Origin of the sequence: Halocatena salina (assembly GCF_023115355.1) — an archaeon.
In the GTDB taxonomy this organism is placed as follows: Archaea; Halobacteriota; Halobacteria; order Halobacteriales; family Haloarculaceae; genus Halocatena; species Halocatena salina.
Genome location: NZ_CP096019.1, coordinates 1,658,204 through 1,670,429 on the forward strand (window position 1 = coordinate 1,658,204; position 12,226 = coordinate 1,670,429).

Annotated in this window: 10 protein-coding genes; 9 read left to right on the forward strand and 1 reads right to left on the reverse strand. The window is 60.3% G+C overall.

What is annotated here, in order from left to right:
- Window positions 1-165: 165 nt before the first annotated feature.
- Window positions 166-888 (forward strand): diphthine--ammonia ligase, encoded by a 723-nt coding sequence (locus MW046_RS08475; protein ID WP_247992682.1) that lies wholly within the window; start codon window positions 166-168, stop codon window positions 886-888.
- A gap of 4 nt (window positions 889-892) precedes the next feature.
- On the opposite strand, the gene MW046_RS08480 is transcribed toward MW046_RS08475, so the two are convergent.
- Window positions 893-1,849 carry a nucleotidyltransferase family protein gene (locus MW046_RS08480; RefSeq protein WP_247992683.1) on the reverse strand — a complete coding sequence of 319 codons (957 nt, stop codon included), beginning with the start codon at window positions 1,847-1,849 and terminating at the stop codon, window positions 893-895.
- Window positions 1,850-1,935: 86 nt separating this feature from the next.
- Here MW046_RS08480 and MW046_RS08485 point away from each other — a divergent pair, with 86 nt between their 5' ends.
- The 8 genes from MW046_RS08485 to MW046_RS08520 all read left to right on the forward strand — a co-directional run bounded on the left by MW046_RS08485 (window position 1,936) and on the right by MW046_RS08520 (window position 12,225).
- A complete protein-coding gene (locus tag MW046_RS08485) occupies window positions 1,936-2,226 on the forward strand; it encodes a transcriptional regulator (RefSeq protein WP_247992684.1) in 291 nt (96 codons plus the stop codon).
- Window positions 2,227-2,453: 227 nt separating this feature from the next.
- Window positions 2,454-3,827, forward strand: coding sequence for a diaminobutyrate--2-oxoglutarate transaminase (locus MW046_RS08490; RefSeq protein WP_247994753.1), 1,374 nt, complete (start codon window positions 2,454-2,456; stop codon window positions 3,825-3,827).
- The gene (locus MW046_RS08495; RefSeq protein WP_247992685.1) at window positions 3,824-5,329 is read left to right on the forward strand and encodes a pyridoxal phosphate-dependent decarboxylase family protein; all 1,506 of its coding nucleotides are present in this window, start codon (window positions 3,824-3,826) and stop codon (window positions 5,327-5,329) included. Before MW046_RS08490 ends, MW046_RS08495 begins: the two co-directional genes overlap by 4 nt.
- Window positions 5,326-7,134 (forward strand): IucA/IucC family protein, encoded by a 1,809-nt coding sequence (locus MW046_RS08500; protein ID WP_247992686.1) that lies wholly within the window; start codon window positions 5,326-5,328, stop codon window positions 7,132-7,134. Before MW046_RS08495 ends, MW046_RS08500 begins: the two co-directional genes overlap by 4 nt.
- Window positions 7,131-7,736: a GNAT family N-acetyltransferase gene (locus MW046_RS08505; RefSeq protein ID WP_247992687.1), complete on the forward strand. Its 606-nt coding sequence runs from the start codon at window positions 7,131-7,133 to the stop codon at window positions 7,734-7,736. The genes MW046_RS08500 and MW046_RS08505 overlap by 4 nt, the downstream gene beginning before the upstream one ends.
- Window positions 7,729-9,120: a lysine N(6)-hydroxylase/L-ornithine N(5)-oxygenase family protein gene (locus MW046_RS08510; RefSeq protein WP_247992688.1), complete on the forward strand. Its 1,392-nt coding sequence runs from the start codon at window positions 7,729-7,731 to the stop codon at window positions 9,118-9,120. The genes MW046_RS08505 and MW046_RS08510 overlap by 8 nt, the downstream gene beginning before the upstream one ends.
- Before the next feature lie 32 nt (window positions 9,121-9,152).
- The gene (locus MW046_RS08515; RefSeq protein ID WP_368411402.1) at window positions 9,153-10,970 is read left to right on the forward strand and encodes an IucA/IucC family protein; all 1,818 of its coding nucleotides are present in this window, start codon (window positions 9,153-9,155) and stop codon (window positions 10,968-10,970) included.
- A gap of 394 nt (window positions 10,971-11,364) precedes the next feature.
- A complete protein-coding gene (locus MW046_RS08520) occupies window positions 11,365-12,225 on the forward strand; it encodes a class I SAM-dependent methyltransferase (RefSeq protein WP_247992690.1) in 861 nt (286 codons plus the stop codon).
- The last annotated feature ends 1 nt before the right edge of the window (window position 12,226 follow it).

A 12,226-nucleotide genomic window follows, 5' to 3' on the forward strand; every position in this document is an offset into this window, starting at 1 on the left:
CGTGGGTGAGCGTCGCTCACCGCGAGTGTCCCCTGTTACGGTACCCGTGTTCGACACCGACCGTCAAGGTGAGAATAGATCGAACGGTGAGAGACGCCACTCCCTCGCTGACTGAGAGTTGTTTTGATCGCAGTTCGTTTCCCTATCCACAGCCTACCCACCATAATGACCGATACGCCGTGGGTAAGCCTCTTTTCAGGTGGTAAGGATTCCTCGTGGGCGCTCTATCGTGCGCTTGAGGCCGGCCATCCGATCGAGCGGCTCGTCACCGTGCATCCGGAGGGCGATTCGTACATGTACCACGTCCCAGCAACGGAGCTGGCGTCGCTGGCCGCCGAAAGCATCGGAATCTCCTTGTTGAACGTTCGTCCGGAGGAGTTCGATACCGGCGCAGCGACCGATGCGAGCGAGCAAGGGGACCGAGAGATCGAACCGCTTGAGCGCGCGCTCGAAACTCTCAACGAGGAGCAGAGGATCGGCGGCGTTACGGTTGGTGCAGTCGAGAGCGACTACCAGAACGCCCGCGTGAAAGCGATGTGCGACCGGCTCGGAGCGGAGTTGTTCGCGCCGCTATGGCACGAAAACCCCACAGCACTCGCGCACTCGATGCTCGAAGCCGGCTTCGAGATCACGATCGTACAGGTCGCCGCTGCCGGGCTGGATGAGTCATGGCTCGGACGAACACTCGACGAACAAGCACTCCGGGAACTCCGCGATCTCAACGACCGATACGGCGTGCACGTACTCGGGGAAGGCGGCGAGTACGAAACGATAGTCACTGACGGGCCGCACATGACGCACCCCATCGAACTCGAATACGACACTGAATGGGACGGCCAGCGTGGCCGTTTGCTCCTCACCGACGCGTGGCTCGGCGGAACCCGCTGAAACCTCACGACAGCCGTGAGTACGGTCCGACGAGTGCTCCCGAAAGCACCGCATCGTCGATCGTGACGTGTTCGTCGACGACCGTTTCGGTAAGTTCCGTGTTGGACAGCTCCGAGTTCGGAAAGACGACGGTGTTCGAAAGGGTGACGTCCGTTAGCTCGCTGTCGGCCATAATGTGAACGTTCTCACCGATATCGCAGTTCGTAACGCTGGCGGTTTCGTGAACGAACGACGAGCCATCGAGCGCCCAGTCGAGCGCTTCGAGATAGCTTTCCGGCGTGCCGATGTCGAACCACGCTTCGTCGAAGCTGTATGCGTACACGTTCTCGCGATCCTGAAGCCACTCGATGAACCAACCCGGTTCGTCGGGATTGTTGTCTCCCGAGAGATACTCCTCGAACCGGATCGACTGGGCGGGAAACGCATAGCAGGCGATCGAGACGAGCGTGCTCTTTGGATCGTCGGGTTTTTCCTGTACGTCCACTACCTGTTCGCCATCGAGTGCGAGCAGTCCGTACGATTTCGCTTTTTCACGGGATCCCACGTCGTACGCTGCGAGCGTCGGAGCTTGGCGTTCCTCGAAGTAGTCGATGAACTCCGACATCTCAAAGCCCATGAGGTTGTCCCCGGCGACGACGAGCAACTGGTCGTCGATACCTTCGCGCTCGACGAGTTGGCCCAATGCCCCCATGACACCGAACTTCTCGCTCTCTTCGGTCGTATCCTCGATCGAGAGCGTCGTTTTCTCATACCCTTCGTCTTCGAGATGAGATCTGAAGTCATCAGCAAAGCTCTCGTTCGTGCTTAGATACACGTTCTCGATGCGGTCATCCCCCTCAAGCTCTGTGAGAATCCGATCGATGACGGTCGTTTCACCGACTGGAAGGAGCATCTTGGGACGGTGACGGGTGATCGGCCACAATCGGGTAGCGTAACCACCAGCCAGGACGACTGCGTGCATAGTCGCTGCCACTCAGCGCTGATGTATAGCCATTGCGGCTTCGAACCCTCCGATAATCGTTTGGGGGATGAGTGGGTACGAGACGTATGCAGGGTGAGCGCGAAACGACGCGCCAGCAGATCGCAACCCACATTCGAAACAGTCCGTCTCCTCCCGGCGTGCTCGCAACCGAGTTCGCCATTCCGAGCAGTGAGGTTCTCTCACACGTCGAGCACCTCGCTCGATCCCTTCAGTCGACCGATGAACAACTGCTCGCCGCACCGCCCGAGTGCCGAGAGTGTGGCTTCTCCGAGTTTGACGATATCATCAACCGTCCGTCGCGCTGTCCCAACTGCAAAAGCGAAAGCATCGACGAACCCGTGTTCATGATCGATTGATATCTGGGAACGCTTCTCTCACGGAGCATAGCAATTCAACTGAAAACGACGTTTTTCGACGCTACATCATCCATCTTCCAGAGAGTTTGCTGTCGCGCCAACCATTTAGGATAGCCTAAAAACCGGTGGCTTTATGTGTTTTAGGTTCGCCTAAATCGATAAATGCACAAACTGATGTCTCCGACATGGTGTACCGCCGACGGTTCCGAGGGGCGGGGGGTGTGGAAATGGTAGACGCTGATGAGCTGTTGGCTCAGCAGGCCGCTCGGGAATCGAACGCTCGGACGTATCCTCGTCATCTTCCGATCACCATCGAGACGGCTACGGGGCTAACGGTCGAGGACGCGGATGGGAACAGCTATCTCGACTGTCTCGCCGGTGCGGGGAGCCTCGCGTTGGGGCACAACCACCCGGTCGTGGTCGACGCGATCGAGCGCGCGTTGAAAAACGAGCGTCCCCATCACACGCTCGATCTCACGACGCCGCTCAAAGAACGGTTCGTTGATGCGTTGTTCGAAAGTTTGCCCGACCGGTTCGTCTCCTCGGCGAAGATCCAGTTTTGCAGTCCTGCAGGGACCGATGCCGTGGAGGCGGCACTAAAACTGGTAAAAACCGCGACCGGCAACCGAGACGTGCTGGCGTTTCAGGGTGGTTACCACGGGATGACCACCGGTGCGTTGAGCCTGATGGGCGACGTTGATGTCAAATCCGACGTGTCCGGCTTGATGCCCGGCGTCCACCACCTGCCGTACCCCTACGACTACCGGAGTCCGTTCGGTTCGGCATCCGGACACGAGACTGCCAGCCGATACGTCGAGCACGTGTTGGACGATCCCAACGGTGGTATCGGGGAGCCAGCGGGATTGATCACCGAACTCGTTCAGGGGGAGGGGGGCGTTATTCCCGCGCCCGACGCGTGGACACGGGAGATCCGACGAATCACGCGAGAGCGTGACATCCCTCTCATCGTGGACGAGATTCAAACCGGACTCGGACGGACTGGCGAGCTGTACGCGTTCGAACACGCCGACATCACGCCCGACGTCGTGACGCTCTCGAAGGCGATCGGTGGAGGACTTCCGCTGGCGGTGATCGTGTATGATGAGCGCTTCGACGTTTGGGAGCCGGGTGCCCACGCGGGAACGTTCCGTGGACACCAGCTGGCGATGGCGGCTGGTCGGGCGACGATCGAGTACGTGCTCGACAACGACCTAGACGAGCACGCGGATCAGATGGGTACACGGCTCGAATCCCTGCTCGAACGAACTGACGAGCAGTTCGACGTGATCGGCGACGTTCGGGGTCGAGGACTGATGCTCGGTGTCGAGATCGTCGATCCAGAAGGCACTGCCGTCGAAAGTGTCGGTTCGAGCGGGGCGTCCGACGAGCATACCCCTCCGTATCCGGAACATCCCGACCTCGCAAAACGGATCCAATCGGCGTGCCTCGATCGGGGGTTGATCATCGAGCGGGGGGGCCGCGCAGGCGCAACGATGCGATTTCTCCCGCCGTTGACCGTTTCGAAAGCACAGATCGACGAGATTGCGGCTATCTTCCACGAAGCGGTGGTAACCGCGACAGCTACGGAGGGTGCTCGATGAGCCGAGCCGACACGACCGAGCGGGAACTCACCGCGGGGCTGTTTTTGGGATCGAGCACCACCCAAGCCTACCGGACTGCGATGGAACAGGCCCACCAGGCCGTTACTGACGTGTATCTCGAGCGCGCAACGCCGTACTCCGGACGATCGCCCGAGCAGCTCGCGTTCGAGGACCGAGAGATGCTTCCCGAGGAGGGTCAGGGGTTGACGGCGACGATCGAGTCGGTCGCTCAAACGGTGGTCGCCAACTCCGTCGGGACGTCCCATCCCGCGTGTGTGGCACACCTCCAGTGTCCACCGATGATTCCGGCGTTGGCCGCGGAGGTGCTCATCTCTGCCACCAATCAGTCATTGGATTCGTGGGATCAGGCTCCGGCGGCAACGGTGTTAGAGACCCGTCTCATCGAGGAGCTAGCTGACGTGTTCGGCTACGGAGACGACGCCGACGGCGTATTCACGACCGGTGGCACTCAGTCGAACTTCATGGGACTGTTGCTCGCGCGTAACAGGGTGCTCGACGAACGGTTCGACCACGACGCACAGGTGGACGGTCTCCCACCGGCTGCGGATTCGCTGTGCATCCTCTGTTCGGCGGACGCCCATTTCACGGCGCGCCAAGCCGCGGCACAGCTCGGACTCGGTGAAAGCGCCATCGTTTCGATCCCCACCGACGAGCATCATCGTCTTTCCATCGACGCCCTCGATTCGACGCTCACGGAACTGGCTGACAGCGATCGACAGCCGTTCGCGTTGGTCGGGACGGCTGGAACGACCGATTTCGGCAGCATCGATCCGTTGGCTCAGCTCGGTGCTCGCGCGCGTGAACACGACCTGTGGTTCCACGTCGACGCGGCTTACGGCGGTGCACTCGCACTCAGCGACCGTCACCGGGAGAAATTACGCGGCATCGAGACGGCTGATTCGATCGCTGTAGACTTTCACAAGCTGTTTTATCAGCCGCTCAGCTGTGGGGCGTTCCTCCTCAGAGACGGCACACACTACCGGTACATCGACCGCAACGCCGCGTATCTCAACCCAGAATCCGATGACGCTGCGCATCTCGTCTCCAAGTCAGTCCAAACCTCCCGACGTTTCGACGCGCTGAAACCGTACATCGCGTTTCGAACGCTCGGACGGGACGGCTTCGGCGAGCTGATCGACTACACACTCGATCTCGCAACCGCGGTCGCCGAACGGATCGAGGACGATCCCGCATTCGAGCTGAAACACGAACCGACGTTGAACGCCGTGGTGTTCCGGTATCGTCCACCGACCGACTCGGAGGAGGCGATCAACGACCGAATCCGGGATCGGTTGCGCGCCGACGGCACGGCCATGATCGCTCGGACGACGATCGACGGCGAAACCTGTCTCAAATTCACGCTGTTGAATCCACGGACGACGGTCGATAACGTCGAGGAGATCCTCACAGCGATCAAACGACACGGGATGGCGCTTTCGACCGGTGAGCGAACGGAGTACACGCGGGGGACGAAACGATGACGGCACGATCACCCGATCCGGAGTCGATCGCCCGAGCGGCAACGACTCATGGACTGCTGAACTGCTATTTCAGGGAAACCGGATCCTTCGACCGCCGTGAGCCGGCGGTGATCGACCATCCCGATTGTGCGGTGGTGTTTTACAGCGAGCTGTCGAACATGGGGATCGAGTTGGCGGTGCCCGTCCGGCATGATTCGCCGACCGGCCGCCACCTGTTCGCGTTGCCGGTGTGCTGCCGTTCGGGATCGGGCGATTGGATCGAGCTGGATTACACCACGCTCGCCAGCGTGATCGTTCGGGATCTCGCGCTGTCGCGTTCGGATCCCGACAGCGCGGATGAACTCCTGTTGGGGATCATTCGCAGCTGTCAGAACACGGCACGGTATGTCGCGGCCCGTGACGATGTCGACCGGCTGTACGGTGACGAACCGACGTTTCGGGACGCCGAGCAGTCGCTCGTGTTCGGTCACCTTCTTCATCCGACGCCGAAACACAGAGAGGGGATCGCAAAACGTGATGAGCCGACGTATGCGCCCGAGCTGCGCGGACAGTTTCAACTCCACTACTTCCGTGCCGCACCCGAACTCGTGAACCACGGTTCGGCGCGCGAGGCGTCGGCCGTCGAGCTGGTGAAAACAGAGCTACGTGACTTCGGTGTGCCCGCCGGTCGCCTCGACGGCGACGACGCGTTGGTTCCGGTCCATCCGTGGCAAGCGGCGTATCTGCTCGATCAGCCTCACGTCGAGTCGGCGATCGAGTCGGGGACGCTTGAACACCTCGGTGCGCTCGGACCGACGTTTTATCCCACGTCATCGGTGCGGACCCTCTACAGTCCGAATGCTTCGTTCATGGTGAAAGGCTCCTTGAACGTGCGGATCACGAACTCCGTTCGGACGAACAAGCAGCCCGAACTACGGCGGGGAATGGCGGTGTCGGAGCTACTCGAAACGGATCTCGGGACGCAGCTTCGAGAGCGATATCCGGCCTTCGACATCGTTCGGGATCCGGCGTATCTCACGCTTGATCTGGGATCCGAGCGAGAATCCGGTTTCGAGGTCGTGTTGCGTGAGAATCCGTTTTGCGAGGGGCACGAAACTGGTGTCACGCCAGTCGTCGCACTCTGTCAGGACCACGTCCACAGCACTCACCTCACTGGCGATGGCGACGCGACTCGCTCTCGGCTCAGCAACATCATTCACACGATAGCGGAGCGTGAGGGACGGGACACGGCGGCTGTGAGCAAAGAGTGGTTCCAACAGTATCTGTCGATCTCCGTTCGACCGGTGCTGTGGCTGTATCTCACCTATGGGATCGGACTCGAAGCCCACCAGCAAAACAGCGTGCTCGCCATGGAGGATGGGTATCCAGATCGGTTCTACTACCGCGACAACCAGGGGTATTACTTCGCTGAATCGACCTACGAGACCGTCGATGCGTTCGTGCCGGGCGTCGGCGAGCGTGCTGATACGATCTGTCGGGACGAGGTCACGGACGAGCGGATCCGGTACTACGTGATCCTCAACAACGCCTTCGGACTCATCAACGCCTTCGGATCCGCTGGTCTCATCGAGGAACCAGAGCTGCTCGGGCTGCTCCGGACGACGCTACGGGAGCTTCGGGCGGTCGATCGTGACTCCTCGACGTTGCTCGAAGAGCTGCTCACCGCCGAAACGCTCCCGTGTAAGGCGAATCTACTGACGCGGCTTCACGGCATGGACGAACTCGAAGGATCGATCGAAAACCAGTCGGTGTACACGGAGATCGACAACCCCCTCGTGACCGAGCTGGAGGTGTCCGGACGATGAGCACCGGCATCAACACGGCGGCCTACGACTACCGAACCTACGACCCGACCCTGAATCGGACGATCGCGTTCCGGAAAGCGACGATGGACCGTGACTTAGAGCGGCTCCACGCGTGGTTCAATGCCGAGCACGTGCTGCCGTACTGGCAGTTGAACGAGCCACTCCCGGCGGTTCGGGCGGCGGTCGCGGAGAAACTCGACGACGAGCATCTGACGCCTTACATCGGCTATCTCGATCACGTACCGATGAGCTACTGGGAGTGTTACTGGGTTGGAGGCGACGAGCTGGCCGAATACTGTGACACCGAACCGGCCGATCAGGGGATTCACCTGCTCATCGGACCTGAAGAGTATCTCGGACGCGGCTACGCGATACCCTTGGTGCGGGCGGTCACGGAGATGCAGTTTTCACACCCCGAAACCGACCGGATCCTCACCGAACCCGATATCAGAAACGACGCCGTCATCCACGTGTTCGAGCGGTGTGGATTCGAGCCACGACGAGAGATCGAACTTCCCGAAAAGGACGCCCTGTTGATGGTGTGTGACCGCGATCGGTTTCAGGCGCTCGGCGGCGGTCGGGAGGTGACCGCCGATGACTGAGGTGTACGATGTCGTCGGGATCGGTCTCGGACCGTTCAACCTCGGATTGGCAGCCCTGCTCGACGACACCGAAGCAACGGGGCTGTTTCTCGAACAGCGCTCGGAGTTCATCTGGCACGAAGGCATGCTCATCGAGGGAACAACGCTCGAAGTGCCGTTTCTGGCGGATCTCGTCACGCTCGCCGATCCGACCAGCCCCTACAGCTACCTCAACTATCTGCGCGAAACGGGACGGATCTACGAGTTTTATTTTTATGAACAGTTCCAGATCCCGCGGCGGGAGTACGACGACTACCTTCGGTGGGTGTCCGAACGGCTCGAGAGCTGTGTGTTCGACCGTCGGGTCGAATCCGTCCGCTGGAACGAGCACACAGAGCGGTTCGTGCTTACGGCAGTCGATCCAGCGACAGGTGACGCCCACGAATACCACGCCGAGAACGTTGCGCTCGGGATCGGAAGCCAACCCCACGTTCCGGACGAACTGGCTGGTCACTCCGAGTGTGACGTGTTCCACACCGCTTCGTATCTCCATCGCAGAGAGCGGTGTCTCGATGCCGATTCGATCACGGTCGTCGGATCGGGCCAGAGCGCCGCGGAGGTCTTTCTCGATCTCCTCGATCACCAGCCCGACGGCGGCTACCGCCTCGACTGGCTAACGCGCTCGGATGGTTTTTTCCCGATGGAGTACTCGAAACTCGGACTCCAGCATTTCACCCCGGAGTACACTCAGTACGTGTACGACCTTCCACAGGAAACCAAAGACGAACTCATTCCAGATCAGGATCTGCTGTACAAAGGAATCGACGTGACCACGAGCGCGGAAATCTATGACCTGCTCTACCGGCGTTCGATCGGGCACCGTGACCCGGACGTCGGTCTCTTTGCGATGACCGAGGTGTCCGGGATCGAGGAAACGGCCGGTGGCTACCGGCTGGTGTGTGAACAGACTCAGACCGAACAGGCGTTCTCCCACGAAAGCGACGTGGTGATCCTCGGAACCGGCTATGAGCGTCCCGTTCCGGACTGTCTCGATCCGCTGTCAGCACGGATCGCGTTCGACGAGCACGGTCGATTCGAGATCACCGAGGATTACCGGCTCGAACTCCCGGGAACCGAGGGACGGGTGTTCGTCCAGAACGCAGAATTACACACCCACGGCGTCGGAACGCCGGATCTCGGTCTCGGCTGCTACCGGAACACCCGTATCGTGAACCAACTCCTCGGACGCGAGCGGTATCCAGCGGACACCGACACCGTTTATCAGGATTTCTCTCTCGATCAGTTCATCGAGCATGCACCTGGAGCCACGGTGTCCGACGCATCGACTGACGACCAGCGTTCCGACGCATCCACGCGGTCGGCGTCGGAGACACACACCGACTGACAACAATGACGCTTGGAAATCAGAACCCCCAGATGGAGGAATCGATATCTGACAACATCCCGCTCGAAACGGCGTTGACGCCTGATGTGTGGGAGACCGTCAGCCGCCAGCTACTGGCCAAGATGCTTTCAACGTTCATGTACGAGGAGATCATCACGCCCGTTCCGGAGGGCGACGCCGGGACTGACGACCGAATCCGGTATCGGTTGCCGATGGACACCGACAGCGACTATCGGTTCGAAGCGACCCAGCGGCTGCTAGACAGCTATCACGTGTATGAAGAGACGGTCGAGCGTCGGACAGACGGAGCATGGCGACCGGCGACTGATCCGATCCAGTTTCTGCGGGATCTTCAGCCGACTGTCGGCATCGACCCGCTCACGGCTGGGAACCTCATCCGCGAGTACAACAACACGCTGCTCGCGGACGCCCACATCGAAGCCCGGAGCCGAAAGCGGGGAGCGACCGATATCACCGAACTCGGCTACGCCCACCTAGAAGGCGAGATGGACGGCCACCCGTGGATCACGTACAACAAAGGCCGACTCGGGTGGGGATACACCGACTATCGATCGTACGCACCCGAACAACAGCGACCGATCACGCTGTCGTGGGTGGCCGTGTCCCGCGAGAACGCGACGTTTTCCGCCGTAGACGGTGTCTCACACGACTCGCTCGTCCAAGCGGAACTAGGCGATCACTATCAGCAGTTCCGCAACCAACTCAGTTCGGACGGTCTCGATCCCGATTCGTACTACTTCCTGCCGATCCACGACTGGCAGTGGGACAACTCGATCGTGCAGTTGTTCCCCGGCGACATCGCCACTGACGACATCGTTCCGCTCGGAAACGGCCCGGATCGGTATCTGCCCCAACAGTCCGTCCGGACGTTCGTGAACGTCGATTCGTTGGACCGTCACCACGTCAAACTCCCAATGTGTATTCTCAACACGCTCGTTTGGCGCGGACTGCCCGGCAGCCGAACGGAACTCGCACCGACGATCACGGAGTACATCAAGGGGATCTACGAGACCGACGAGTTTCTCTCCGATGTGTGTGATCTCATCTTGCCGGGAGAGATCGCCGGGATCAACTACGATCACGAGGATTTCACTGCCATCGACGGCGTCCCATATCAGTACACGGAACTGTTGGGAACGATCTGGCGTGAGAGCATCTACACGTTCGTCGAAGAGAACGAACAGCCGATCACGCTGGCGGCGTTGACCCACGTCGAGAACGGGACGCCGTATCTCTCACAGCTCGTTGAGCGTTCGGGGCTTACGCTGGATGAGTGGCTCGAACGGTTTTTCGACGTGGTGTTGCCGCCACTGTTGCATTTCCTCTATCGGTACGGCACCGTCTTCTCCCCTCACGGTCAGAACACGATTCTCATACTGGAGGACGGCGTTCCCACCCGGCTCGCGGTCAAAGACTTCGTCGACGACGTGAACGTCAGCGACCAGCCACTCCCGGAGTTAGAAGCGCTGCCCGACGAACTGCGCAGCGTGCTCCGGACCGAGCCGCCAGAAGGGCTGTGTCAGTTCATCTTCAGCGGGCTGTTCGTCGGCGTGCTCCGGTACGTCGCCGACGTTCTCGAAACCCACCACGGTTACGACGAACGGCGGCTGTGGACCCACGCGCGCGAAACCATCCTCCGGTATCAAGACCGGTTCCCGGAACTCCAAGACCGCTTCGAACTGTTCGATCTGCTCCAACCGGAGTTCACGAAACTCTGTCTCAACCGCAACCGGCTGTTGGAGTACGGCTACGGCGACGCACCCGGCCGACCGCACGCCTCCGAACACGGCACCGTCCGGAACGCGCTCGATGTGGTCGGGGAGGACTAATCTGAACCCCTATCAGCACCGGAGATCGCGGAGGTGCTGAACTGCTCGCGAAGACGGCGTACAACAAACTCGAAGGAAGGACCGAGACGATTGCTGTGGAGGCAGCCAAAGAGTCCGCGACAATCAGGGCAGCTGTGCTCGATGCAGGCATCCCGGGGCAGCGGACACGATCGTTGCTGGAATCGCCCGCGAAGCAGGAACGACGTTTGTTACACGCGATTCCGGTTGTAAGCGCGTACCGAAGCTACAAACGACTGTCCTAGACCCAACGGACGCAGCTACGATTACTGATTCCATCCCCGGACCGTCGATGGGTAGTGACGAGTGACAATAGCGGTCAGAGTCGTCAATGCTGTATCGGGAATTATCAATCATACCGAAACCATTTTCATACATGGTACACCCTAATCGAACGGATCCCGAAACGTACTACGACGAGTACGGTGAACAGGAGTGGGAGCGCCTCGACCGGGACTTTTTCCACCGACTAGAGTGGGAGGGCACCGTCGAGCAACTCGACACCTACCTTCCGTCCAGCCAACCCAACCACTCACCGCACGTCCTTGACGTCGGTGGGGGCGCTGGTCGGTACAGCATCTGGCTCGCCCGGAAGGGATACACGGTCACACTCGTGGACCCGAGTGAAACCCAACGCGAACTTGCACGCGAGAAGATCGAGAAACACGGTGTGGACGACCGCGTCACCGTCCACGCTGGCGACGTCCGCGATCTCGATTTCGAAGACGAGACGTTTGCTGCGACCTGCTGTCTCGGTGGGCCGATTTCACACGTTCTCGACGGCGCTGAACGGCTTCGGGCAGCCACTGAACTCCGACGGGTCACCACTTCCGACGGGCCGGTGTTCGTCTCCGTCATGGGGTTGATAGGAATGGTCATGATCACGGTCCAGTACGCCGGTCGGGGCACTGCTGATGGTGATGATCTCTCAGTAATGCCAGATCTCGTTCGCGAGCGAGACTACACCGCTGCTCTCGCCCAGCGACACGACATGGATCCCGCTCTTTTCGATTGTCACTTCTTCCGACGGGACGAACTGGTTGATCTGCTCTCAAACGCTGGGCTTGCCGTCGAAACGGTTGTCGCCCTCGAAGGCGTTGCTGGTCTGCGACGAACCCACTTCGAGGCGTTGGACGAGCCCGCCCGCGACACGATCCGAGAACTGAACGACCTGCTCAGGACGGATTCATCGCTCGTCGATGTTTCTCCGCACATGCTCGCGGTCTGCTGGGCGTAGG